The organism is Paenibacillus sp. PL91, from assembly GCF_012935325.2.
Taxonomy (GTDB): Bacteria; Bacillota; Bacilli; order Paenibacillales; family Paenibacillaceae; genus Pristimantibacillus.
Genome location: NZ_JABBYG020000025.1, coordinates 47,575 through 72,102, shown reverse-complemented (window position 1 = coordinate 72,102; position 24,528 = coordinate 47,575). Strand labels below are relative to the sequence as shown.

The 24,528-nt window shown below is 43.9% G+C and carries 22 protein-coding genes and 3 pseudogenes; 21 read left to right on the top strand and 4 right to left on the bottom strand.

Going from position 1 to position 24,528, the window contains the following annotated elements; translation table 11 throughout:
* Positions 1-295: 295 nt before the first annotated feature.
* Positions 296-742, top strand: a complete 447-nt coding sequence (locus HI950_RS31780; RefSeq protein WP_169090430.1) for a hypothetical protein — start codon at positions 296-298, stop codon at positions 740-742.
* A gap of 652 nt (positions 743-1,394) precedes the next feature.
* Positions 1,395-2,636: a Ger(x)C family spore germination protein gene (locus HI950_RS31775; protein WP_169090432.1), complete on the top strand. Its 1,242-nt coding sequence runs from the start codon at positions 1,395-1,397 to the stop codon at positions 2,634-2,636.
* 430 nt (positions 2,637-3,066) lie between these two features.
* Here HI950_RS31775 and HI950_RS31770 read toward each other — a convergent pair whose 3' ends face one another.
* A complete protein-coding gene (locus tag HI950_RS31770; RefSeq protein ID WP_169090434.1) occupies positions 3,067-3,981 on the bottom strand; it encodes a LysR family transcriptional regulator in 915 nt (304 codons plus the stop codon).
* Positions 3,982-4,146: 165 nt separating this feature from the next.
* Between HI950_RS31770 and HI950_RS31765 the strand changes: the two genes are divergently transcribed.
* The 14 genes and pseudogenes from HI950_RS31765 (at position 4,147) to HI950_RS31700 (ending at position 15,743) form a co-directional block, all read left to right on the top strand.
* A complete protein-coding gene (locus tag HI950_RS31765; RefSeq protein ID WP_169090436.1) occupies positions 4,147-4,986 on the top strand; it encodes an SDR family NAD(P)-dependent oxidoreductase in 840 nt (279 codons plus the stop codon).
* Positions 4,976-6,154, top strand: a complete 1,179-nt coding sequence (locus HI950_RS31760) for an MFS transporter (RefSeq protein WP_169090438.1) — start codon at positions 4,976-4,978, stop codon at positions 6,152-6,154. Before HI950_RS31765 ends, HI950_RS31760 begins: the two co-directional genes overlap by 11 nt.
* Positions 6,144-6,729: pseudogene (locus HI950_RS31755) on the top strand (SDR family NAD(P)-dependent oxidoreductase). The gene HI950_RS31760 and the pseudogene HI950_RS31755 overlap by 11 nt, the downstream one beginning before the upstream one ends.
* Before the next feature lie 449 nt (positions 6,730-7,178).
* Entirely contained in the window at positions 7,179-7,757 is a 579-nt protein-coding gene (locus HI950_RS31750; protein WP_169090440.1) for a TetR/AcrR family transcriptional regulator, read from the top strand.
* Between the two features lie 358 nt (positions 7,758-8,115).
* Positions 8,116-8,817: an SDR family oxidoreductase gene (locus HI950_RS31745; RefSeq protein ID WP_169090442.1), complete on the top strand. Its 702-nt coding sequence runs from the start codon at positions 8,116-8,118 to the stop codon at positions 8,815-8,817.
* On the top strand, positions 8,814-9,599 hold the full coding sequence (locus HI950_RS31740; RefSeq protein WP_169090444.1) for an SDR family NAD(P)-dependent oxidoreductase: 786 nt from the start codon (positions 8,814-8,816) through the stop codon (positions 9,597-9,599). Before HI950_RS31745 ends, HI950_RS31740 begins: the two co-directional genes overlap by 4 nt.
* A gap of 56 nt (positions 9,600-9,655) precedes the next feature.
* The gene (locus HI950_RS31735; protein ID WP_169090446.1) at positions 9,656-10,738 is read left to right on the top strand and encodes an alkene reductase; all 1,083 of its coding nucleotides are present in this window, start codon (positions 9,656-9,658) and stop codon (positions 10,736-10,738) included.
* A gap of 111 nt (positions 10,739-10,849) precedes the next feature.
* Complete coding sequence (locus tag HI950_RS31730; RefSeq protein ID WP_169090447.1) at positions 10,850-11,848, top strand: NADP-dependent oxidoreductase; 999 nt, start codon at positions 10,850-10,852, stop codon at positions 11,846-11,848.
* A 361-nt stretch (positions 11,849-12,209) separates the two neighbouring features.
* A complete protein-coding gene (locus tag HI950_RS31725; protein ID WP_169090449.1) occupies positions 12,210-13,226 on the top strand; it encodes a phosphotransferase enzyme family protein in 1,017 nt (338 codons plus the stop codon).
* Between the two features lie 343 nt (positions 13,227-13,569).
* Positions 13,570-13,881: pseudogene (locus HI950_RS31720) on the top strand (DoxX family protein); the annotation flags it as partial.
* Positions 13,882-13,899: 18 nt separating this feature from the next.
* The gene (locus tag HI950_RS31715) at positions 13,900-14,229 is read left to right on the top strand and encodes an ArsR/SmtB family transcription factor (RefSeq protein WP_169090451.1); all 330 of its coding nucleotides are present in this window, start codon (positions 13,900-13,902) and stop codon (positions 14,227-14,229) included.
* Positions 14,226-14,642 (top strand): annotated as a pseudogene (locus HI950_RS31710) (SRPBCC family protein). The gene HI950_RS31715 and the pseudogene HI950_RS31710 overlap by 4 nt, the downstream one beginning before the upstream one ends.
* Before the next feature lie 21 nt (positions 14,643-14,663).
* Positions 14,664-15,029, top strand: coding sequence for a DoxX family protein (locus HI950_RS31705; RefSeq protein WP_169090453.1), 366 nt, complete (start codon positions 14,664-14,666; stop codon positions 15,027-15,029).
* Between the two features lie 120 nt (positions 15,030-15,149).
* Positions 15,150-15,743 (top strand): YdeI/OmpD-associated family protein, encoded by a 594-nt coding sequence (locus tag HI950_RS31700; RefSeq protein ID WP_169090455.1) that lies wholly within the window; start codon positions 15,150-15,152, stop codon positions 15,741-15,743.
* A gap of 492 nt (positions 15,744-16,235) precedes the next feature.
* Here HI950_RS31700 and HI950_RS31695 read toward each other — a convergent pair whose 3' ends face one another.
* Positions 16,236-17,000 (bottom strand): ArsR/SmtB family transcription factor, encoded by a 765-nt coding sequence (locus HI950_RS31695; protein WP_169090458.1) that lies wholly within the window; start codon positions 16,998-17,000, stop codon positions 16,236-16,238.
* 183 nt (positions 17,001-17,183) lie between these two features.
* Here HI950_RS31695 and HI950_RS31690 point away from each other — a divergent pair, with 183 nt between their 5' ends.
* The 3 genes from HI950_RS31690 (at position 17,184) to HI950_RS31680 (ending at position 18,794) form a co-directional block, all read left to right on the top strand.
* Entirely contained in the window at positions 17,184-17,744 is a 561-nt protein-coding gene (locus tag HI950_RS31690; RefSeq protein ID WP_411268176.1) for an NADPH-dependent FMN reductase, read from the top strand.
* 229 nt (positions 17,745-17,973) lie between these two features.
* Entirely contained in the window at positions 17,974-18,318 is a 345-nt protein-coding gene (locus HI950_RS31685) for an ester cyclase (RefSeq protein WP_169090462.1), read from the top strand.
* A 74-nt stretch (positions 18,319-18,392) separates the two neighbouring features.
* Positions 18,393-18,794, top strand: coding sequence for an ester cyclase (locus tag HI950_RS31680; RefSeq protein WP_169090464.1), 402 nt, complete (start codon positions 18,393-18,395; stop codon positions 18,792-18,794).
* Between the two features lie 157 nt (positions 18,795-18,951).
* Here the strand turns inward: HI950_RS31680 and HI950_RS31675 are convergent, their stop codons facing one another.
* Together HI950_RS31675 and HI950_RS31670 are read right to left on the bottom strand one after the other, a co-directional pair.
* The gene (locus HI950_RS31675; RefSeq protein ID WP_169090466.1) at positions 18,952-19,791 is read right to left on the bottom strand and encodes a carbohydrate ABC transporter permease; all 840 of its coding nucleotides are present in this window, start codon (positions 19,789-19,791) and stop codon (positions 18,952-18,954) included.
* Positions 19,791-20,681: a carbohydrate ABC transporter permease gene (locus HI950_RS31670; RefSeq protein WP_169090468.1), complete on the bottom strand. Its 891-nt coding sequence runs from the start codon at positions 20,679-20,681 to the stop codon at positions 19,791-19,793. The genes HI950_RS31675 and HI950_RS31670 overlap by 1 nt, the downstream gene beginning before the upstream one ends.
* A 270-nt stretch (positions 20,682-20,951) precedes the next feature.
* On the opposite strand from HI950_RS31670, the gene HI950_RS31665 reads away from it, so the two are divergent.
* On the top strand, positions 20,952-22,793 hold the full coding sequence (locus tag HI950_RS31665) for a cache domain-containing sensor histidine kinase (RefSeq protein ID WP_169090470.1): 1,842 nt from the start codon (positions 20,952-20,954) through the stop codon (positions 22,791-22,793).
* The gene (locus tag HI950_RS31660) at positions 22,786-24,426 is read left to right on the top strand and encodes a response regulator (protein ID WP_169090472.1); all 1,641 of its coding nucleotides are present in this window, start codon (positions 22,786-22,788) and stop codon (positions 24,424-24,426) included. Before HI950_RS31665 ends, HI950_RS31660 begins: the two co-directional genes overlap by 8 nt.
* Positions 24,427-24,528 lie beyond the last annotated feature (102 nt).

The following is a 24,528-nucleotide window of genomic DNA, read 5'->3' as shown; positions in this document are numbered from 1 at the left end:
TTTAGACATGAAAAAGCTCCCCTCACAATAGCAGGCTTTTTATTATTTCACCTGTCTACCGTATGGGGAGCATATCAGACTTTATTTTCTCGTCCATGACTGCCGCTGTTTCTATTATTGGGGTGAGTCTAATACTTATTTTACGAAATCTGACGGTTTTGTAATTCGAAAAGCCGCGTGGGACCAACACATCCAGTCTAATACTTTATTTTTCTTGAACATATTTTACGGGCAGAATAGTGTAATGATTTTCCTCATTTCGGGGAAACTAGCTAAAAAACAATGAGGTGGAATAATGAAAAGAAAAATGCACGTGATGTTGGTTATCTGGCTTCTGGTTAGTGCTTTCACTGCTTTTGCTGATTCATCTCCATCGAATGCCTCCTCTAGTAATTCTGATATGCGAGTGTTTAAATTAACTGCAAATGAAATCCAATCCGCACATGTAATATGGGGTCCTAGATTTCGTTGGATGCTCACTAGGAATGAGATTGAGTCACTTCTTACAATATTACGAAAGGCAAGAAAGGAAGACATAGAACCGTATTACGGACCTATGCCAAAAGGAGGGCCATTTCAAGTAGCTTTAACAACGAAATTAAATGAACATTTCACTTTCACGGTTGGTACTGGTGGACGGGGGCATGTCCTTTGCCCAGAGGGCAAGGTATTTCTGCCTGAGTTTGGTGACTTTATGAAACCATTTATAGTTCGAAGAGCCAATGAAGCTATTATGCATTGAATTCAAGAGACGTTGTTTAATCGATAAAAATGCTCAATACAGGTAGGATGATTAAACTAACGGGAAACGATAGTTCAGTATTAACACGGAAGCAGCCGACTACAATGATCGGCTGCTTCATTACGCTAACGGGCAGTATAAGTTAAATAAACGATGTTGCAGACCAGTCCTTTAAGAGGTCTGGTTTTTCGGTTTTTAATACCTTAATAATCGAGAATCGAGTCGATCAGCCCATGATATAGACTAATTTGCCTTTACGAATAGCGAGACTATACCCTGTGCTACAGACAACGCAAATCGAAATGGTAAGGTTTTCAGAAGTTGTTAGGTAACGATCCTTGATGATTAATTTCTCAGTATGTTGTAGAAACTGAAGAGTAATAAATATTCCAATTATAGCTAAGGGAATATCATCATATGACGAGGTTCGGTGTGGATATGTAAATTAAAGGAATCAATAAAAATCACCGGTAGCCGGTTACAATTTTTCGAGCATTATCCGGCAGATTTCCTGGCTCCATTATAGCAGCTTCGTGGGCATACTAAAATATTATAAAATGATTGAAGTGTCGGATGCTTCTGTTTATACTTCACAATCGGCTATCCAGGTTTAATGCAGGCGGTTTCATCCCCTGCAAAGAGAGAGGTAATCATGTTGAGGAAAAGAGCGTGGATCAAATTCATTAAAATAATGTGCTGCATCTCCATTGTGATTCCCTTTCTGACTGGCTGCTGGGATCGGTTAGAGATTGAAGAGCGAGCCGTTGTATTGGGAGTATCCATTGACACAGCAGACACAGAAAAAGCTGAACAAGAGGAGGATGAGGTTTCTCATGTCCACGAATCAATTCCTGCACCGCAAAAAGGGATGATACGCGTTGCCGTACAAATCGCCCTGCCTGGAAGAATTCCACTCGGACCTGGTGAAAGCGGAGGTGGTAAGGGCTCAGAGAGTCAAACCGTATGGGTCATTGAAGTAGTTGGACACAGTATCGATGATGCGATCATGAATTTGCAACAACAGGTCTCTAGCAGACTCTTTTTTGGACATTTGCGCGTCATCATTGTGTCTGAAGCTGTAGCAAAGAAAGGACTTGAGAATATAAATGATTATTTTCGACGTAATCCGGAATTACGTAGAATGGCCTGGTTGATGGTTTCGAAAGGGAACGCTCTTAAGTTCATGAAAGCTGCTCCGAAGCTGCAAAGGGTACCTACTCTTTATTTGATGACAACGCTAGATGAAGGTATTCGATTAGGAAAGTTTCCAAAAGATTATATCGGTATTTTTTGGAGTAATGAGTCCAAAAAAGGACAGGAAGGGTTTTTGCCCTATGTGGAAATGAAGAAAGAACAAAATGTCGAAATAAAAGGCCTCGCTTATTTCGTTGGCGATCAAATGGTTGGTGCAACGAAACCGTTTGAAATTGCTGGGTATCTGGGTATAAAAGGGGTGAGTCCGGCGGGTTATCGGAGATTCATCCAATTGGGCGGATCATCAGAAATGGTAATGACGAATGCCACGCAGCGCAAATCAAAAATTGATGTTCAGATTAAGAACAATATTCCTCATTTTACAGTGAAACTGTCCATGGAATTTGATGTGGAGGAAAAACTTAGCGAGAAAATAGACATTAATAATCCTAAACTTTTAAAAGAAATCGAACAGATACAGGAAGAGTCGGCCGTAAAATTTTATATGAAAATGATTAAAAAAACGCAAGTAAAAGGTTCTGATATATTCGGATTCGGTGAATATGTACGCGCAAGAAAGCCGCGTTATTGGAATCAACAAATCAAAACGGCTGAGAAATGGCGCAGTATGTATAAAGAGAGTACTTTCGATGTTAAAGTATCAAGGAAAATACGACGGATTGGAATGAAGGCTAAATAATTTTCTTTAAAAAGCCAAATGAGATAATTAGATTATAGTCAGTGAGAGCTTCTACACAATCAATTATCTTCTAGATGATTAAAGTTCCAGATTGGGAAATTCTGAAAGTAGATTAGAGCAATTTTTACTCAGAAAATGTGAATCGGAAACTTAATATTGGGACCTATTTCTTTAAATGGGAAATAAGTCAGGTAAAGACCCCTTCATATTAGGTGCAACCATTTCACAACTGCTCTATATCTGTAGAAAAAAATAAGTTTCAATGTCAATCATCAACACATCGTTGAACTAACGGAGAACGATAGTTCAATAAAAACACGGAAGCAGCCGACCACAATGATCGGCTGCGTCATTAAGCTAACGGGCAGGATACTTTGGAAGTCGGTGATGGTAAACACTAAGTTGCTCGGCCTACTGCCCGCGAGATAATTCAGGGGAGTTTGATTCCTGATAATGGGCCAAATATGTCCTGAATCTGTTTTAAAAAAATTTTGGTTGCAGCCGAAAAGACTTGATGCTTTTTCCAAACCATATTTAAGCCGGATACAAGTCTAGGTTCTAAGGGTCTAAAACAAAGGTTACTATCACTAGACGTATTTACGATTTTATCTAGCGTTATTGCAAAACCAATGCCTTCTTCAACCATAATTGAAGCATTATAGGCCAGATTGTATGTAGCCACGACATTTAATTTATCGAAATCGTCACCAAACCAATCCGCAAACTCATTTTTTGAAAATGTCTGCTTCATAGCCTGTCTTGAGCAAATTAGTGGAACATTGATTAAATCTGCTGGATGAATGACATCTTTGCAAGCAAGAGAACTGTCTTTCCTCATAACAACGCCCCAAACATCCTTAGCGGGGATATCTATGTAATTGTATTTCGATATATCAGCTGGTTGAATTAGTATACCAAAGTCAAGCAGTCCCTTATTTAGCCGCTCAGTTACATCATCTTCGTTTCCGCTGTAGAGATGATACCGTATATTTGGATAACTTAATTGTAATTCTTTTACTACCCGTGCAATTTGTTTCATGGCGTCTGTTTCCCCGCCGCCTATATAGACATCACCACTAACTGTTTCTTCCATGTATCTAAACTCTGCCTCTAATTTATCCACCAAGTCAACGATTTCTTCAGCTCTCTTTCTTAAGAGCATTCCTTCATCTGTAAGAATGATATTATGACTACTGCGAATAAATAGTTTTTTTCCTAACGCTTGTTCAAGATCCTTTAATTGTCTTGATAAGGTTGGTTGTGTAAGATGTAAAAAATCAGCAGCTGCCGTAATGCTCCCTTCTCTTGCAACTGTAAGAAAATAACGCAATACTCTAACTTCCATTTACACTTCTCCTTTTGGTTTTACAATACATGTTTAAGAAATGCTTTTCAAGCATATCTCGATATAAGATATAAGTATTTGTTATGTGAGATAAGCATGTCTAAAATAAATACAAACAGCATTTTTGATAAACATTATATTTAAAAAAGCGGGGGGAATAAAAATATGGATACAAAGAAGGTCTGGTTTATCACGGGAGCTGGCCGAGGTATGGGCAAAATAATCGCAAAAGCTGCTTTGAACGCCGGACACAAGGTTGTGGCTACCGGTCGTAATATAGACGTGGTGGCCAAGGCAATCGGTGAATCCGAGAATGTATTGATCGTACAATTGGATGTTACCCGCCCTGCCGAAGCACAGTCGGCAGTCAACGCGGCAATCGATCGGTTCGGAATTATCGATGTGCTGGTTAATAATGCCGCACAATTCTTTGGTGGCTTCTTTGAGGAATTGACCCCAGACCTAATCGAAGAACAGCTACAAGTGGCTTTGATTGGCCCCATGAACGTTACCCGAGAGGTGTTGCCTGTCATGCGCAAGCAGCGTTCCGGTCATATCATCTCGATTTCTTCCGGTGCCGGCATTTCCGGATTCGAGTTTAATTCCGCCTATTGTGCATCGAAATTCGCGCTTGAGGGCTGGATGGAGTCGTTGTCACCTGAGGTAGCACCATTTGGTATTCATACGACCATTATCAATCCAGGATTTTTCCGAACGGAATTCCTTACGGAGGCGACGTCGACTTACGCCAAGCATTCGCTCGACGACTATAAGGACCGCAGAGATAATTACATGTCATTTTTCAATGCACAAAACGGGAAACAGTCCGGTGATCCGATCAAGCTCGCGAAGGCACTTCTCATAATCGCAAGCGAGGCGAAACCGCCGCAACGCTTCATCGCAGGCTCCGACGCGATTGGTATTGCAGAGCAAAAGATTGTCGAACTCCAAGCTCAGATAAATGCCTACCGCGATCTCTCATCGGCTATGGCTTATGAGGATTGAACGAAATAATTTGCTTGTCTATATATTGACCTTTGGTGTATTCGGTATCTTAAATACCGAGATGGGAGTTATCGGAATCCTGCCTTTGATTGCGGACCACTTCCATGTCAGCATCTCCACCGCAGGGTTGATCGTGAGTCTCTTTGCGCTTGCGGTTGCCGTCTCTGGCCCAATTTTGCCTTCATTGTTTTCGGGTATGAACCGCAAGAAGGTCATGCTGCTTGTGCTTGGCATTTTTATTGTGGGCAACTTCGTTTCTGCCATCACATCAGACTTTACCGTCTTAATGATTGCACGTGTTGTACCAGCTTTTTTTCATCCTATTTATTGTTCATTGGCATTTACCGTCGCAGCTGCGTCCGTCAGCAAAGATGAAGCTTCGAAGGCAGTTTCCAAAGTATTCATTGGCGTGTCTGCAGGAATGGTGCTTGGCGTACCGGTCTCAAGTATGATTGCCACCGCTACTTCGCTTGCTTATGCGATGTTGTTCTTTGCTGCCATAAATACAGTCGCATTCATCGCGACACTACTGTTCGTACCATCTATGCCCGTTGCTAATAAGCCCTCTTATGGCACTCAATTGCGTGTATTAAGAAGATCTACGATCTGGCTTTCCATTGCCGCTGTGGTCTTCATGAACGGAGCTGTATTCGGAGTATACAGTTACCTTGCCGAGTATCTGAAAACCGTGACCCATTATAATTGGAACACAATCAGTTTGATGTTATTCCTATACGGTGCGGCCAATATTGTTGGCAATATGCTCGCAGGGAAGCTGCTTACAAATCATGCATTAAGAATGATAAAGTATTATCCATTTGCATTGGGAGTAGTTTACATCTTGCTTTTTATCCTGGGACAGTTCAGCGTGCCAATGGCCTTTATTATTTTGGTTTGGGGAGTATTGGGCGGTATAGGAGGAAACATTACTCAATATTGGATTGTATCTGCTGCGCCAGAAGCTCCTGAATTCGCTAATGGAATATTTCTGACATCTGCCAATCTGGGAACAACAATTGGTGCTAGTGTATGCGGACTTTTTATATCAGGAATAAGTACACAATACGTCGTGCTTGGGGGAATCTTGTTCCTGATATTTAGCATCGCAGCAATTTATCCAAGAATCTCAATAACGGCCGATTGGAGGTATTTTAATAATGCAAAATAAGCAGGTAGCTCTTGTTACAGGTGCAAATCGGGGAATCGGGTATGAGCTTGTCAAACAATTAGCTTCAATGGAGTACAAGGTCATATTGACAAGCAGGGATCCAAGGAAGAGTTATGAAATAGCGAAACAACTTGCCAAGTCCGGATTGGATGTTTCTTCCGTTGTCATGGATGTCACAGATCAAGACAGCGTCCGTCAAGCAGCAATGACCGTCACAAAGACCATTGGCCGATTGGATTTCTTTTATTCCACTTATGGAAAAGCGAGGATACGGAAGGATTATCAATGTTTCCTCGGAATATGGAGCGATGAGTGCCATGTCTTCCGAAGGAGCAGGTGCGTATAAGATCTCCAAACTAGCAATGAATGCAATGACCCGAATGACAGCAGCCGAAGCCAGAGGAGATATAAAAATTTTTGCAGTCGATCCAGGCTGGGTAAGTTCGGATATGGGGGGGCCCTCTGCTCCAAGAACTACGAACCGTGCTGCTGAATTGATTCTCCAGTTGGCGACGATGGAATCGGAAGGACCTCTTGTTGGGTTCTTCAGGGACGGCAAACCAATTGATTGGTAATAACACTGGATTATAGGTGATACTAGTGGATACTCGATTATACTTATTCTAATAGAGAATGTAAGTTCCATAACAACATGGTGGCAGTCGATCAGACGATATACCGCGTTTGTTCTTTGAAGCGTAACCGATGAAGAATATAACAATCTCAAGTGAATAAAATTAACACGCAGAAACGGTAGCCGAGTCACGGCTATCGTTGTTTTTCGTCCAGTCGTCGGAGGGGCTGCTGGATCCAATAAAGTACTGACGCCATTGAACTAACGGGTAACGATAGTTGAATACCAAAAGGCTGCCGCATGGCAGCCTTTCGTCGTTACGCTAACGGGCAGAATAGTTCCAATATGTGGAATTATAGGAAAACCAATTCAGTGGAAATATTATGTCATATAACGATTCTTTACTGATCGTTCTCAATATGTTATATTAATTGAGGGAGGGAGATGGGAATGGCGAGAAGCAAGGAGTTTGAAGAGAAAGAGGTCTTGGATAAGGCAATGCGGCTCTTTTGGGAGCAGGGGTACGAGAAAACGTCCATGACCGAGTTGGTTGAGCATATGGGTATTCATCGAAGAAGCTTGTATGATACTTTTGGAGATAAGCATAGTCTGTTCCTGAAAGCGATGGAGCGGTTTAACGACAAAATCAGCGCGGCGCTTGCAGGAGAGGTTAAACGATCCAAGACCGCATCGGAGGCATTACAGTTTATTTTTAGCTTCATGATCGACGGGGATGAGGACTCGCCAGCCGGCTGCTTAATGGTGAATTCGGCCGTAGAATTGGCGGCGCGTGACGTTGAGGTGGACAGCAAGGCCACGAAAGCATTCACGACAGCAGAGCAATTGCTCAAGGAGATTATTCTTTGGGGACAGCGTGAAGGTGAATTCACCTCCACATACAGTGCTGAGGAATTGGCGGAATACCTGCATAATGTATGGATTGGGTTAAGGGTAATGGCAAGAACCTCGACTTCCAAAGAAAAGCTTCACCGTATTACTAATATTTCGATGAAACTTTTGGAAGAATGAGTGTAGTCAGTTCAGATGTGAAAAGTCTCCCTTCTGCTAATCCATGCTCTTTCAGATCGATTTATTATATGCCTATTTTAGAATGAACATTCTCAAAAATAATCGCACAAAGAAGCTCTAAAGCTTTGCTTTACAATGAAGTTTATCAGCGCAGTTGAAATAACAAACAACCACAACACACAAAAACAAAAGGATAAGGCACGCAGTTTTTTTTGCGACATTGGGAATGATCGTTCTCAATAAGGGGCGAATATCGAGCAATACTCGCTTACCGAATCTACTACGTATCAAAACGCAGACCGAATAGCTTCACAAAAACAATTTCATAAACAAAATACAATAAAAGGAGCACATAAAAATGAATATTTCTCAACAAGTTGCATTTGTCACTGGCGCGAACCGAGGTTTTGGTCGCCATCTCGCCCTTGAACTTCTATCCAGAGGAGCTAAGGTGTATGCCGGAGCCAGAAATCCGCAGTCCATTGACATTCCCGGTGCAATTCCTGTAAAGCTTGATATTACGAACCCTCAAGAGGTAGCGGCAGCTGCTATGGCCGCTCAAGATGTTACGCTTCTGATCAACAATGCAGGCTCGGCTACAGGAGCTACTTTGCTTGACGGTGATCTCGATCAAATACAGTTGGAATTTAATACGCACTTCTTTGGCACATTATCCATGATTCGCAATTTCGCACCTATTCTTATTAATAATGGTGGGGGATCCATACTGAATATCCTTTCCGCATTATCATGGTTCAGTAGTGGCGGGAGTGAAGGCGCTTATTCGGCTGCAAAGGCGGCTGCGTGGGCAATGACGAACGAGTTGCGCTTAAATCTGTATCCTCAAAATGTGAGAGTAGCTGGCTTGCATGTGGGCTTTATGGATACAGACATGACATCAGGCGTTGAAGCTCCGAAGTCCAACCCTGCTGATATTGCAAAAATTGCAATTGATGGAATAGAGTCCGATAGCTTTGAAATTCTAGCTGATGAACCGAGCCGTCAACTCCAGCGTGCTCTCGCTGGCGGTGTAGCTGCTATTTACCCAAAGCTTAAATGATGAGCAAAACTGTACTAATTACCGGAGCGTCGGGCGGAATTGGAAAAGAGCTGGCGGATCGTTTCGCCAAAGACGGATACGACTTGGTGCTGGTCGCACGCAGCGAGGACAAGCTCGTGGATCTCGCGAGGGAATATCGGAAAAAGTACCGTGTCCAAACGACATACATCGCCAAAGATGTTGCGTTTCCTGGCGTGGCAGAGGAAATCTACAGGGAGCTTAAAGAAAAAGGGATCACCGTCGACTTTCTTGTTAATAATGCGGGCTTCGGCTTGTACGGGGAATTCTTGGAGACACAGCTGGAGCAAGAGATGAATATGATCGACATTAATATCAAGGCTCTGACTGTAATGACGAAGGTGTTCTTACCGGATATGGTCAAAAGGCACCAAGGGGGCGTGCTGAATGTGGCTTCGTTGGTGGCTTTTTTTCCTGGACCACTGATGGCAGTTTACTACGCGACAAAAGCGTACGTACTATCGTTCACTGAGGCTTTGGAGAATGAGCTGCGCGGCACAGGCGTGACTGTGTCCGCACTCTGTCCGGGAGCGACAGCGACTGGCTTTGTCGATCGTGCTGGGCTAGCCACCTCAAAGCTGTTTAGAAGCGGCGTCATGGAGGTTGGGCAGGTTACTGACATAGGATATCGCGAATTCTTGCGGGGCAAGACATTAATCATAACAGGAGGGCGCAACAAGTTCATGGCGTTCTTGCCGCGGTTGCTGCCTCGCAAGCTCATGACAAATGCGGTCAGATCCGCACAGGCTAAAGTGGAGCGATAATCGAAAGAAACATTGGAGTTAATAAAATAAACTCAATTCAAAGAGGGGTTTTAAAAATGGAAAAACTGTGGAGCAAAACGAAAATTGGCAACCTGGAATTACCCCATCGGTTAGCGATGGCACCAATGACACGTAGTAGAGCGCAAGAGGATGGTACGCCGGGAGAGCTAACTTCCCATTATTATGCTCAAAGAGCATCGATGGGTTTAATTATTACTGAAGGCACACAACCTTCTGATGATGGTCAAGGTTACTTAAGGTCACCGGGCATCTATACGGAAAAGCATATTGAAGGTTGGAAAAAGGTTACGGATGCGGTACATGAAGCAGGTGGATTTATATTTATCCAATTAATGCATGTCGGTCGTGTTTCGCACCCCGACAATACACCACATCATCGTCAACCCGTTGCACCATCTGCGATCGCACCCGGTGTTGAAATGTTTACGGCTAAAGGGATGCAGGAAATACCCGTTCCAAGAGAGTTAAGTGAAGAAGATATCCAGACGACAATTGCAGACTTCCGGAAAGCAGCAGCGGCAGCAATTAAAGCAGGAGCTGACGGTGTTGAAATTCATGGAGCAAATGGTTATCTGATTAATCAATTTATTGGGGAGAATTCTAATACACGATCGGATAAATACGGTGGATCAATAGAGAACCGTGCTCGCTTTGCAATTGAAGTAACGAAAGCAATCGTTGAAGAAATTGGAGCAGAACGAACAGGCTTCCGTATTTCACCGGGAACACCTCTTAACGGAATTGATGAGGGCGAACACGCTCCTGAAGTTTATCTTCACCTTGTAAAAGAATTAGCTCAATATAATTTAGCTTACCTCCATGTTATGCATTTAGGGAACGAAACACTGCTCCGTGAAATTCGCAACATCTGGCCAAATCCATTATTAGTCAATAGAGCTGGACGGGCTCTAGAATATCTTAGTGTAGATATTGATAATGGCCTTGCTGATATGGCGCCAGTCGGGGTATGGTCATTAGCTAATCCGGACTTAGTTGAACGTCTTAAAGAAGGCTTTCCTTTGAATGAAGCAGATCGTAAAACATTGTACGCTGGTAACGGAAACGAGGGTTACACAGATTACCCTACGATGAGAGAACTTCAATCTCAACAACAGTAAAGAATAATATGGATATTGCTTTATGATGGCGTACAAGTTAAAGTACGCCATCAATTTTTCCAATAAACGAATGTGAAATTAAGATAAATGAGAAAAGGAGAAGATGAAGAATTGAAAGCTGCACAAATGAAAAAGTATTCAAAAGAAATCCAAGTAGAAATAAACAATATAAAAATACCGGAAATCAATAACCATGAGGTTCTTATCAAAGTTAAAGCTGCAGGTGTAAATCCCTTAGACATCCTTATTTTAAATGGTAGTATTCGCATGATTGCCGATTATGATTTCCCTTTAACTTTAGGAAACGAACTATCCGGCGTTATTGAGGCTGTTGGAAAAGATGCTGTGAAATTCAAGGTTGGAGATCCCGTTTATACGAGGCTACCAATAAATAAAATCGGAGCTTTTGCTGATTATGCGGCAGTTCATGAGGATGCGATTTCCGTTATGCCTAAAAATCTTTCTTTTATTGAGGCCGCCGCGGTACCCCTCACGGCTTTGACTGCATATCAAGCCTTGCATGATGTACTTCATGTTCAGCCCGATAAAAAGCTATTTATTCCTGGAGGAACCGGCGGCTTTGGTACGATGGCAATCCCGATTGCCAAATCGATGGGGTTATATGTGATTACGAGCGGCAGTGAAAGAGGGAGATCACGCACACTGTCCATCGGCGCTGATCAATTCATTAACTATAAAGAGGAAAATTATTTTGATTTGCTCTCTAATATCGATTATGTTATTGATACATTGGGTACAAAAGAAATTAAAACGGAACTTGCTATTCTCAAACCCCTAGGGAAATTGGTATCATTGAAAGCTGTACCCAATTACCGCTTTGCTGCTGAAAATAATTTTCCACTATGGAAAAAGCTATTGTTTGGTTTAGTAGGTGCTCGTTTAGATCGATTAGCAGCTAAACAGAATAAAGAATATCGCTTCTTATTCGTGTCCGCCAATGGCAGGCAATTACAAGAACTGACGAAACTAGTTGAGGATGAAGATATTAAGCCCGCTATAGATTCAGTTTATAATTTTGATGACATTAACAAGGCTTTAATTAAAGTTTCTACTGGTCACTCCGAAGGAAAAGTGATTGTAACCTTTTAAAGAGAGGATAAATGAATTCTGGAAATATGCTCGAAGGGTGCCTTGGCATAACACCGCATTCACGCTTCGTAGCATTTGGCTGATTACGCTAACGGGTACGATAGTTGAACAAACAATGAGCAGTTTGCTACGGCAGCTGCTCCTTTTCTTTGTTAAGCTAACGGGCAGGATAGTTTAACAAAATGTGGAATTAATACGAATACACTGTTATTTGTGTGAGGATGTGCTTCTGAGAGAGTGCGCTGCTGGACAATTACCTGGAAAGCGGTCAGCAGGAGGCCTTCCGTCAGGTGGTCGCCGAAATTTTAAATTGGAAAAATTATGCAATTACTTAACTTATGAATGAAAGAAGATATAGAAAATGATACGAGAAATTAAAGAGCAATTCACTGAAGAGATCCTTACCGAAGCAATAAAGCGATATGACATTAATAATGACACCGTTCGTTTATTGGGCGGTTATGAAAGCTTTGTTTATGAATACCAGAAAAACAATGCATTTTTCATATTAAAAATCTCACATACAATTAGAAGATCAAGAAACAATATACGGGGTGAAATTGAATTTTTAAATTTTTTGTCGAATAAAGGACTGGCAGTTTCAAATGCTGTTCCATCGACCAGGGGTAATATGGTTGAAGAAATTGCTGCAGAAAATGGTTCGTTCCTAGCCATTTCATACGAAATGTCTCTTGGAAAAGAAGTGTCGGATGAAGATTGGAATGAATCGCTTTACGAAAAATGGGGCGAATTTCTGGGGAAAATCCATCATGCCACAAAGGGCTATGAATGGAGTAATCCGGCGTATAAACGACAAGCCTGGGACCAAGAAGTTCAATTAAAGGCGGAGAAATACCTGCGACCTGATGATGTGATGATTTCAATTTTAAAAGAAAGATTAACAAAACTTACTTCTCTACCCAAGTCCAAAGATACATACGGTTTGACTCATACTGATTTTCATCAAAGTAATTTTTATCTGCATAACGGAGACATTTATTTGTTCGATTTTGATGATTGCGGTTATACGTATTTCGTAAACGATATTGGGATTACATTGTATTATGCACTTTCTTATCCGTTTAAGGAATTTGAAAATAAAACGGAATATTATAAATTGTTTTTCCGCCATTTTATGAAAGGATATCTGAAGGAAAATACAATCCAAGAAGAAGAAATAGTATATTTACAAGATTCTATTAAACTTCGTCATGCATTGCTGTATATTTATTTTCATCAAGCAAACGATGTGTCAAATTTGGATGAAGAATCAATGAACTGGTTAAAAGAGCTTCAACGAGCAGCCGCTTCTGATGACCCTATGCTGCCGATTGATTTTGTTCAAGAATTTAAAAGCATTTATAATAGTATTCATTAACCTGGGAGCATCGCATTTTACTAACGTAGGGGCCGGTTGTGTGTTTTTTTAACTTGTATTTTTAAAATGGTGTTACTTAGTATATGACACTAAATAGAAATACAAATAGCAGTCTGCTCATTTATTAAGCTAACGGGACACGTTAGTTGAACAAGACAATACAGCAGCCGGTCAAAATGATCAGCTGCTTTGTTATTGAATAAGGGGCAGTTATCTAGGAGGCTTTTTAACATGTTGATTTAAATGTCCTTGACATAACACCAAATGGTGTCCTATAATCAAAGTGTCACTAAATGGTGTCCAATTAGGATTTAGTCATTTGGAAAGTTTGGAATCTGAATAAGTTGGTTACCCATTATACGTCTTGACCATTCTCGGGATTTGGAAGGTGCTTGGAGCCATCGCTCTCGTCGTGCCAGGTTTTCCTCGGCTTAAAGAATGGGTCCACGCTGGTATCTTCTTTTTAATGACTGGTGCGGCTTTATCTCATGCTTTTGCTAACGATTATGGTGATTACGGGTTTAATATTATCCTTCCGCTTTCATATGCTGCACTAAATATCGCTTCGTGGGCGCTACGTCCGAGAGCCGCAAACTTTAGGGAGGCGGTGAAACTAACGGCCGTCCCTTCGTATCACCATGGATTTCTACTATAGAAAATTGGAGGGATTGCAGTGAGCGAGAACAACGAGAAGCGGGATGTGTTTGACGCCATTGCAGATCCAACTAGGCGCCGACTAATTCGTCTGTTAGCAGAGGCGGAGGAGATACCGCTTCATGAATTAACGGCACAGTTTCAAATGGGCCGTACAGCGGTATCCAAGCATTTGACAATCCTCAAAGAGGCCGGACTGGTCCATGACCGAAAAGTCGGCAGAGAAACGCGATTTAAGCTAAACACTTCTCCACTCAGAGAAATTCAAGATTGGGTGGCTTTCTACAGTAAGTTCTGGAGTACGAATATGTTGCGCCTAGAGCAACTATTAGAGGAGGAAGAAGAATGAGTTTAACATTATCTTTGGATTTTCAATACACGACATCGATCGAGAAGCTTTGGTCCGCCTTAACTGATTCAAGCAAGCTTGCCAAGTGGGTGGCTAACATCCACACCGGTCAGGCGATGGATAATGATTTTAAACCCGTCGTGGGGCACCGTTTTCAGTTTCGCACTCAACCGACCGAATATTAGAATGGAATTATTGAAGGCGAAGTACTTATCGTGGAGGAACCACACCGGTTGTCCTATACTTGGGCGAGCGGTGAGAAGCACACGGTTACCTGGACGCTGCAGGATTTAAGGGACGGAAAGGTTAACCTTCATCTCGAACAAACCGGAATTTCAAATGCTCATGCACTCAATGGAGCTAAGTATGGCTGGAGCAAATGGTGCGGCGAGCTTGAAAAGGTATTGTCCTAATTGTAAAAGGAGGAGAGCCTTATGCTTATCCTTTCTGTTATTTTACAAAGTTTTCTGCTCGTCACAATGACTTTTGCCGGCGGAAGCATGCTGGCTGGCGCCAAAAATTTTGTTGAAATGTTCGATTCGCTTAAGCTGCCGCAAGGGTTCCGGGTAGTTACGGGGCTCATTCAACTAGCCGGGGCAGTCGGACTTGTTATCGGATACGGGCATCTGGCAGCAGCCACATGGGCGGGCATTTGGATTGGCATCACGATGCTGGTAGCATGCCTCTTACATTTGAGAATCAAGCATCCTTCCGGACAAGCGATGCCGTCCTTAATCATTGCTTTGATTGCAGCCGCTCTGGTACTCGTGAATGCATACGGAGTGCCGCATCCCTTATAGATCATAGAAGTGTCGCTTGAACAAGAACAGGGGCCGTATGAAGCCCGTGAAACCATGGGCTTTTGATTTATCGGACCGCAATCGAGCAAGTTAAAACAAAAAGCAGAAGGAGGTACCTTGATGACAAAAGGTGAAAGGAATCCTAAGATTGATCCCTATTTTAACAAGCTTAAGAAGTGGAAGGAAGAATTCGAGCTGTTGAGAGATATCGTTCTTGACTGCGGGGTGAACGAGGATTTTAAGTGGATGCATCCTTGTTACACGTTTGACAATAAAAACATCGTTTTGATTCATGGTTTTAAGGATTACTGCGCGCTTCTGTTTCACAAAGGCGCGTTGTTAAAAGATCCCCATGGGATCCTAATCCAACAAACGGAGAATGTTCAGGCAGCGCGCCAGATCCGGTTCACCAATGTTCAAGATATAGATGAATTGCAACTTATCTTGAAATCATATATTGATGAAGCCATTGAAGTTGAGAAAGCCGGTTTGCAAGTGAACTATAAAAAGAATACGGAATACATCATACCTGAAGAATTAGAAAATAAATTCGTTGAAATCCCCGACTTAAAAACGGCTTTTGAAGCATTGACGCCGGGACGGCAAAGAGCATACATTCTGCATTTTTCTACTCCCAAGCAATCCAAAACTCGAGAGTCAAGGGTTGAAAAATATATCGCGCATATTCTCAATGGAAAGGGAATAGATGATTAGTATATATTATCTATGTCGAAGGACTAGAACATACATGGATTAAACTCCGCGCTAAGCGCGGAGTTTTTGTTTTGCAGATAGCAATTGTCGGAAGTCAAGAACTTGATCCCATTCCCGAATGAGTAAAGCGCACGGGCAGTTTTCAATAATGATAAGTGATATACTTCTAGTCAAGAAAGCTCAAAAAAGGGATGGGGGGGATTGTATGATGGATACAGGTTTCTCCTAGGGGTACTACCAGCGTAGCTGACACCACCTGCACACACATGGATAAAAATGTATCCTCCGCTTCTGGAGAGCTCATTTTATGGGTAATAAATGTACCAATTGCAGCCTATTCGTTAAACTAACGTTCCCGACAGTTCAACGAATATCAGGAAATAGCCACAGTGGCAGTCTATTCCATAGCGGAATAATTTGACCTCCCATTCATTCAGGTCCCACCCCCATCTCCATAAACGAAAAACTCCGCCCTTGAAGATTGCCGGATTTTTAGTTGCTAGCGAGCATCTCCCCGGTTTCAAGCAACGTCTTCATACCTGAAAGTACAATCGGCAACCCGTTTTCAAGAATTTTTGCGGTGCTTATCGCCTGTTCGAATTCATCATGTATCACAGTTACGAGGGTCACGCCATGAAGTTCGGCATGCGGGCTGATCTCCCACGTTATGCGCGACGGGGCGTCACTCTCCGTACCCGGAAACAAAATAAAACGCCAGCTCATCATGAGTCTTTTTGGAGGATCCATATCGAGTATGATCCCTTCTGCCTTCTTCTCCTCTCCGTTCCATAGCTCAAATGGCGCATCGATTTCCCAGGTGGATCGGATGGCGCAATTGAACCAAAACTTCGACGTCTTGGCCGGATCCGTGAGAGCTTGCCACACTAGTTCAGGCGTTGCTTTAATCGCTATCCGATTAACATGACAGGGTTTGTTTCCCATATTCGTTTCAACCTCCAATTCGTTTTGAAGAGATGTCAATCCGATCACCCATGGTTCGGCGTATTTGCTCACCCATCTCTCATAAATTTGACGTATGGGCACCGCATTCAAATAATGAAACTTTTCACGGCCTGCTTTTCTCGTGGTAATGAGCCCGGCTTCCTTCAATATATTTAAATGCTTCATGACGCCGAATCGGGACATGTCGAGCGGTGCGCAGAGATCATTCAGCGTCCGCCCGTTTGAGGCGTGAAGCAGATCCAAAAGTTTACGGCGGTTCGGATCTGCGAGTGCTTTAAATATGTCATTTTCCAATCAAAACACCTCCTTCTTGCCGATCTGAAAAAAATGGTTTGAACCGCTTGACACGTTACTATAAGGTAACATATTATGAATATATAACAAGTGACCTTATGGTCACATAATATCACATACGGATCTGTTTGTCAGCCGGCGACATGCATATCCCTACCCACAACCATTTGAAAATGAAAGGTGATGTTGAAGATGAGAGCAACCTTGATCGCAGGTAGTAATCGCGCAAACGCAAGCAGTACGAACCTTCTCCGGTACATTGAAAGTCTTTTAGAAGCACAGAAAATATCGGTCCAATTCATTGATTTATCGGAGCTGCAGCTGCAGCTTTTTTCACCTGATAACTGGGATTTTCATCCCCATGTTAAGCGTGTATTGGAAGCAATTGCAGATGGGGACGGTCTGATCCTCGCTACCCCGGAATATCATGGCTCCGTATCAGGAGCGCTTAAAAACGCCTTGGACTATATTACCGGAAGCCAGGTTGCGGGCAAGGCAGTGCTTTCCGTAAGCTCCGCAGGCGGTCCGCTCGGAGTTAGCTCGCTGTCGCATTTGCAGACTATCGTACGTAATTTGCACGGAATCAACTGTTCGGAGTGGATTTCGATCGGAGATGGATCGAACGCATTCGGTCACGACGGCGCTCCGTTAGATGAGGGAATGAGAGACCGAGTTCGAGATGCGGTCAACAGTTTCGTGGATCTGACCCGTAAGCTTACAGCAACGGCTGCGGCAGCAAACTAACAGCATAAGGCTTTTTTTTATCACCATCATGTTACCAAATGGTAACGTGTTGTAAGGGGAATGTTCGTCTTGATAATGAATGAACAGTAGTATTCTGACAGCCATTGGATAGGTTCTTGGTTAGCAAGTCAAACGTGCTTTGATGGAAATTTGCAGAAGAGCGATTCAAGGATCAAGTTTTCCAAAGTATAACTGGTTTCAACAAACAATAAAAAAGGAGATGTTTTGTATGAAAACGATGGAACAAAAAAATGTAGAAGCGGTGACTGCGTTTATCGAGGACATTACGAATCAGAGCATTTTGGAGAAGACCGATCAATTCTTTGCCCCGCAAATCGCGGAGGCATTTACGGGTCGGCGGTTTACCGTGGATGAAATCCTGGCCCAAGGAGAGAAGGTCATCGCTAGAATCTTCATGACGGCTGTGCATGCTGGCCATTTTGCAGGAAATGCGCCTACAGGAAAAACCTTGAAGGCAACACAGTTCCGCGAATTTCGCGTAATCGACGGGAACATCGCTGAACACCGCGGCTGGTTCGATACGGCCACGCTTTTACCTCAAATCCAGGCTTAATAACCGCCGATGAAGAACGACATTTCGTCGTTAAGTCAAAGCCAAATTATCAACTCATAAGGAGATGTTTGAGAATGAAAACAATGGAACAAAACAATGTAGAGACGGTAAACCAATTTATCGAGACATTTTGGAATCAGAGTGAATTGGACTCGGCGGATCGATTTCTGTCTGACGATTATCAAGAGCTCGCTTACCAATCCAAGGAAGGATTGAAAAAATTCGCTGCAACGATCTTGGAGGCATTTCCCGATAAACGCTATACCGTGGAAGAGATCATCGGCCAAGGGGATAAGGTGCTCGTGAGAATGACTGTGAAAGGCACACATCAAGGCATGTTCTTTGGAACCGCGCCTACGGGCAATACGATTGATGTCACGCTTTACCGTCAATATCGTGTTGTGGATGGCAAGATCGCCGAGCATCGGGGCTGGATCGATATGTTGACCATGTGGAGCCAAATTCGAGGCAACTAACGTCCCGTAGATACTACGCTTCACATACTACCGACCCAAAGCAGGGTCGGTTTTTTTGATTTTTAGACATGTTAAGGGCAAATCCGAATAAATAGAAAGCGAGGCTGCCCGAAGTCGATGACTTGGTGCAGCCTCGTTTTATAATGACCCTTGCTGCTTAGCCTTTTACGGCACCGGCAACTACGCCTTTGACGATGTATTTCTGCAAGAAAATGAACACGATAATCGAAGGCAGCACCGCCATGACCATAGCCGTCATGGCATATTGCCAATCGGAGGTGTATTGTCCGACGAAGGTATAAGCGGCAAGCGTTAACGTCTTCGTGTCGGGAGAGCCGTTTACCATCAACAGCGGGAGAAGGAAGTCATTCCAAATCCACATGACATCAATGATGACAATCGTAGTCGTAACCGACTTCAGCAGCGGGAAGATGACGAGAAAGAATAGCTTAAAGCCCGAAGCGCCGTCAATCGTCGCGCTTTCGTCAATTTCCTTCGGAATGCCCTTCACGAAGCCGTGGTAGATGAAGACGGCAAGCGGTGCGCCGAACCCCCAGTAAAGAATGCCAAGTCCCCAAGTGCTCTCGGAAAGATTTAAATTTTTAGCTAATTGCAGTACAGTTAGCATGATCGATTGGAACGGGATTAGCATTGGCATAATGCAGACCATATAAAGCAGCGCGCTCCAACGCGTTTTCGTTCTTGCCAGTTTGTAAGCGGCAATGGAGGAGACGAGTATAATTCCTGCCAGCCCTACGGTCGTAATAATAAAGTTGTTCAGGAACAGCTTCGGATAGTTGATGAACGACCATACGTAGGAATAGTTTTCGAAAACGAGCTGCTTCGGCAGCGCCACGACGTCAGTCATTACCTCGCCGAAGCTTTTGAACGAGTTGTTAATCGCCAAGAAGAGCGGATATAGAAAGACGAGCGAGAGGAGCACCATGATGACTTCAAGGGCAATACGCCCCACTCTTGTTTTGCTTTGCGTTCTCATCAGGCTTCAACCTCCCTGCGTTTGAAGATTGTCAATTGAATGATCGTTACGAACAATACCGCCACGAACAAAATGAGCGCTTTCGCCGTTCCGTAGCCGTAAAGATTGTTCTGGAACGTATCTCTGTAAATGTCATATGCGATACTGTAGGTCGTGCCCCCAGGACCGCCGCCAGTCAGCGATAGAATCACATCAAATACTTTGATGGAGTTCGTTAAAGCCATAAATACAGAAATGGTAATGGACGGCGCAAGCAGCGGCAATGTTATGCTGAAGAAACGTCTTATCGGACCAGCGCCGTCTACTGTCGCCGCCTCCTTCAGGTCATCCGGCACCGACTGCAGGCCTGCGATGTAGATCACCAAGTAAAAGCCGATAGACTGCCAGATGGAGACGAGCAGGATAGAGACGAAAGCGAGCCCCGGATCTCCGAGCCAGCTTAAGTCGAATATGCCCCAGCCCGTGCTCTTCGCTAGCGATTCAAAACCTTGCATAAAGATGAATTTCCAAATGAAGCCGACGATAACCAAGCTTAAAATATACGGAATAAAGAAGGCTGCTCGCAGCCAAGATGTTGTTTTGAGCTTCATGTCGAGCAAGACGGCAAGCAGAATCGCGAGCACGTTCACAAGCACGATGTACAGCACAGCGTATTTAATCGTAAACCACGCAGAGTTTGCAAAGTTCGTGTCACCCGTAAAAATTTGCTTGAAATTATCAAGCCCGACGAACGTCGGATGCTTCGAGATACCGTTCCACTTCGTCATGGAATAACGAATGGTCATGGCGAATGGAATGTAAAACGCGACAGCGATACAAATTAATACCGGCAAGGTGAAGATTCCGAATTCGAGCTTTTCACTCCATTTTCTCCCTAATGATTTAAACATCAACGCACCTCTTTTCTTCGCAGTTCGTCTAATGGCTTTCAGTTTGCTGAGCGCTATACAAGCGTAAACGGCTTGTGCCATTATATTATGGCAGGGCTCGTTTTGCGGTAAAAATAGAAGTAGAGCATACTAGTGAAGCTTAGACTATACTTGTTTTCAGGTAATCGGCATCGGTTATAGAGTGTATTATAAAACAGCCGACTCTCTGCAAAAATGGATTTAACAAATCAGTTAGGGGTAAAAAGGTGAACGGAATATCGGCCCGAAGGGATGAGGAATATCATTATTAATAAAGTGTTTAAGGCCGTAATGGCCATCTTGGAGCGAATGTCGAGAAGGCTTGTGAACAAGCTTATTTTGCTTTTCACGACCATAATTATACTTGTTGTCGGGTCGCTGACTTTTATTTCATATCAGATGCTGCAGAAGGAGTCGGTGACAAACAGCATCGAAAGCACATCGAACAATCTGCTGCTCGTCAACCAGAATATGGAGGATTATTTAAAGGGGATGGAGCAGCTGTCGCTGCCTCAAATTCGTTACGACGAAATTACGTATGCGATCATGCACGAATCAGAGGATTATGCGTCGAAGATGTATTTGGAGAACTATATGCGCGGGCTTTATTACTCCCGCGACGATCTTGAGGCCATCTATTTATATGTCATAAAGGAAAACAAATATTATTCGATTACGCAGGAAAACTACAATATTACAGTAAGAACGGGCACCGATCCTGCCATCCGCAAGCTGCCCTGGTACGAGAAGGCGATGGCGAGCCCCAATAATCGTTCCTACCAGTCGTTTGTGGAGCCGCAGTCCGATCCGGGTTATCCGATAGCGTCTGAAAACAGCTTTATGGCGTATCATAGAGTGCTGCGCTCGATTGTATCCAGGCAGCCTCAGGCGGTGCTGTCGTTTTACTTTGATTCATCGGTAAGAGATGAAATTCTGAAGGATATTCCTTTCAACGAGGGCCAGCATTTAATGTTTCTTAGCCCGGATAACGAGCCTTTTTACACCGATGATAGTGGCTTCTACGAGCGTGCGAGCGCAGCGGCGTTATCGGACAAGCTGACGAGTCAGCCAAATGGCCAGCTGACATGGTCGGAGGGCGAGCAGAAGTATCTTGTCGTTTACGACGTTGGGGAGCAAGAGGGCTGGAAGCTCGTGAAGCCGATACCATATAGTCAAATTTATGAGGCTGCGACAACGACGCGGAATATCAGCTTTTCGATCGGCTTCCTCTTCCTGTTGCTGTCCATCATCATCGTTACCTATTTCTCCAATGCGATCACGAAGCCGCTGCAGAAGCTGTCTTATCAAATGAATCGCTTCAGTACGGGGGTTTTTGACGCGGAAGCGGAGGTAAGGGGAAGGGACGAGATTGCGTATTTGTCGCGCCATTTCAATCAGATGGTTAGACGGACCAATGATCTGATTAATGAGCGGTACAAAATGAAGCTGGCCCAGAAAAACGCGATCTTGAAGGCGCTGGAGGCGGAAATCAATCCTCATTTCTTATATAACGCCCTGCAGGCTATTTCAACGAAAGCACTCAAAAACGAGCGTTACGATATTGCGGACATGGTGGATGCGCTCGCGCTGACGCTGCGTTACTGCATCAGCGGGAAGGATATCGTGCAGGCACGCGAGGAGCTGAAGCATATCGAAAATTACATGTCGCTGCAAAAAGCGCGCTTCGGCAGCAGGCTTCAGGTGACGTATGAATGGGAAGATTCGTTGAAGGAGCTGGAAATTCCGAAGCTGTCGATTCAGACGCTGGTGGAAAACTCGATAAAGCATGCACTGGAGAAGGTATCCAGCACGATTACGATCGACATTCGCGCGAGGCTAACGGATTCACATACCGCCATATCCGTAAAGGATAATGGGCCGGGCTTTACGCCTGATCGCTTGGAGCAGGTAAGAAAATCGTTCCAAAGCGATTGGGAGGATCGGGAAAGCAAGGACGAGAGCATTGGGCTTGTCAACCTGAACACGCGTCTCAAGCTTCTGTACGGGGAAGAGGCGGAGCTCCTTATTCGGACGGATAAGACAGGCACGGAGATGGAGATGTTATTACCGCGGGGAGGTGTCAGCCATGTATAGAGTGCTTATTATTGATGATGAAGAGCCGCTGCGCGAAGCGATTCGTATACTAGGCGATTGGAAGGGACTCGGCGTTACCGAGGTATTAGAGGCGACCGATGGCAAAATGGGGCTTGCTATGCTCGCTGAGCACAAAATCGATTTGGCGATGGTTGATATGAAGATGCCGGAACTGAACGGTGCGGAATTGCTGCAGATTATTGAGCGCCAGTACCCCGATCTGCTGACGATCGTCATCAGCGGCTACAATGATTTTGAATATACGCGCCAGGCCATTCGCTCCAAGGTTGTCGATTATTTGCTGAAGCCGGTCAATCGGCATGATCTGAATCAATCACTCCGCAAAGCGATTGATGTCCTGGATGCCAAGCGGAAGAAGGACAGCGAATTTATCAATCGCAACATTACGCTCAATATGTCATTGCCGCGCTTGAAGGAGAAAGTTTACATCTCCATTATCGAGCGCAGCTTCAAAAGCCAGACCAACGAGGCCTTCCTGCCGCTAATAGGCGCCGACGATAGCAGCAATCGCTTCACGGCGGTTGTACTGCGGGTGCTGAATTTGGAACAGATTAGAAAAAGCAGGTTTCATGAGGATACCGACCTGCTGCACTTTGCGGTGGCAAATGTGATGAATGAAATTACGAGTGACCATTTTGCGGCGTTCAGTTTTGCCAGTCCGAAGCAGGAGCGGGAGCTTATTGCCATTCTTACGATGAAGGGCGGATATCCCGAGGATATCGCCTATCGCTCCATGCATCAAATGAATAAGGTAACTGCAACCTTAAAGGAGCTGTTCGGCATTGTTGTTGCGGCAGGCATAGGACATTCTAGCGCGGATGCGATGCAAATCGCTTCTTCCTATGAAGCAGCGAAGGCAGCTATAAACGGTGTCGATCTCTTGAAGCTAAAGGGTGCTATCGTGACAAGCGGCTCAGACAAGGCTGCTGCTCCCAAGGATAATCAATCACTGACCAGCCGAATTCTTATGATTCGCAGCGCCCTAGAGTCTGGCAATATACATAATGCCAAATCGATATTGAGCGAATACGTCAAAAAGTGGCGATCATCCGAGCGTTTCAGCATCGGGGAAGCGGACCGGGCGAGGCATGAGTTTGTCATTTTGCTGAACGATATGGCGCTTGAGCTGGGAGTTGTGCCTGAGGTTCTGCCGCTTAGCGGCGATCATGCGCTGCGCGAGATTGGGATATCGACCGATTATGCCTCGGTAGAGCAGTTTGAACGGCTGCTCATCGATATTTTAGATTATTACAGCGAGCAAATTAGAAAATCGCAAATGACGAATCAGCCCTTTGATGTAGGAGATATTAAAGCGTACATCGATAATCACTATTTTGAGGAAATCAAAATTTCGATGTTCTCGGACAAATATTTTTTGAGCAGAGAATACTTAATGAAGCTCTTTAAGCAGCAGTTCGGCTTCGGCATTCATGAGTATGTGCAGAAGGTTCGAATGGACAAGGCGAAGGAGCTGCTGGGCGATTCAAACCTGAAAATTCAGGATATTTCCGAGATGCTGGGATACAAGGACAAAAACTATTTCAGCAAAGCGTTCCGCAATTATTATTCGGTATCGCCTACGGAATACCGGGCCTCGAATGCGGAAGGATAAAAAGTGAACGGCCGGCAGCATAACACTTTTTTACCCTTAACTATTCACTTATGTGCATTCTTATCCTGTTTCTTTTTCTTTAGAATAGGCAGCGTAGACCAC

Bases quoted from the DNA above. Each gene is read 5' to 3' on its own strand.
- HI950_RS31690 (WP_411268176.1), top strand. From the start codon at position 17,184: ATGTTGAAGATGAGAGCAACCTTGATCGCAGGTAGTAATCGCGCAAAC.
- HI950_RS31775 (WP_169090432.1), top strand. From the start codon at position 1,395: ATGTTGAGGAAAAGAGCGTGGATCAAATTCATTAAAATAATGTGCTGC.
- HI950_RS31700 (WP_169090455.1), top strand. From the start codon at position 15,150: ATGACAAAAGGTGAAAGGAATCCTAAGATTGATCCCTATTTTAACAAG.
- HI950_RS31680 (WP_169090464.1), top strand. From the start codon at position 18,393: ATGAAAACAATGGAACAAAACAATGTAGAGACGGTAAACCAATTTATC.
- HI950_RS31675 (WP_169090466.1), bottom strand. From the start codon at position 19,791: ATGAGAACGCAAAGCAAAACAAGAGTGGGGCGTATTGCCCTTGAAGTC.
- HI950_RS31760 (WP_169090438.1), top strand. From the start codon at position 4,976: ATGAGGATTGAACGAAATAATTTGCTTGTCTATATATTGACCTTTGGT.
- HI950_RS31765 (WP_169090436.1), top strand. From the start codon at position 4,147: ATGGATACAAAGAAGGTCTGGTTTATCACGGGAGCTGGCCGAGGTATG.
- HI950_RS31740 (WP_169090444.1), top strand. From the start codon at position 8,814: ATGATGAGCAAAACTGTACTAATTACCGGAGCGTCGGGCGGAATTGGA.
- HI950_RS31670 (WP_169090468.1), bottom strand. From the start codon at position 20,681: ATGTTTAAATCATTAGGGAGAAAATGGAGTGAAAAGCTCGAATTCGGA.
- HI950_RS31665 (WP_169090470.1), top strand. From the start codon at position 20,952: ATGAGGAATATCATTATTAATAAAGTGTTTAAGGCCGTAATGGCCATC.
- HI950_RS31705 (WP_169090453.1), top strand. From the start codon at position 14,664: ATGCTTATCCTTTCTGTTATTTTACAAAGTTTTCTGCTCGTCACAATG.
- HI950_RS31725 (WP_169090449.1), top strand. From the start codon at position 12,210: ATGATACGAGAAATTAAAGAGCAATTCACTGAAGAGATCCTTACCGAA.
- HI950_RS31770 (WP_169090434.1), bottom strand. From the start codon at position 3,981: ATGGAAGTTAGAGTATTGCGTTATTTTCTTACAGTTGCAAGAGAAGGG.
- HI950_RS31780 (WP_169090430.1), top strand. From the start codon at position 296: ATGAAAAGAAAAATGCACGTGATGTTGGTTATCTGGCTTCTGGTTAGT.
- HI950_RS31735 (WP_169090446.1), top strand. From the start codon at position 9,656: ATGGAAAAACTGTGGAGCAAAACGAAAATTGGCAACCTGGAATTACCC.
- HI950_RS31745 (WP_169090442.1), top strand. From the start codon at position 8,116: ATGAATATTTCTCAACAAGTTGCATTTGTCACTGGCGCGAACCGAGGT.
- HI950_RS31660 (WP_169090472.1), top strand. From the start codon at position 22,786: ATGTATAGAGTGCTTATTATTGATGATGAAGAGCCGCTGCGCGAAGCG.
- HI950_RS31685 (WP_169090462.1), top strand. From the start codon at position 17,974: ATGAAAACGATGGAACAAAAAAATGTAGAAGCGGTGACTGCGTTTATC.
- HI950_RS31750 (WP_169090440.1), top strand. From the start codon at position 7,179: ATGGCGAGAAGCAAGGAGTTTGAAGAGAAAGAGGTCTTGGATAAGGCA.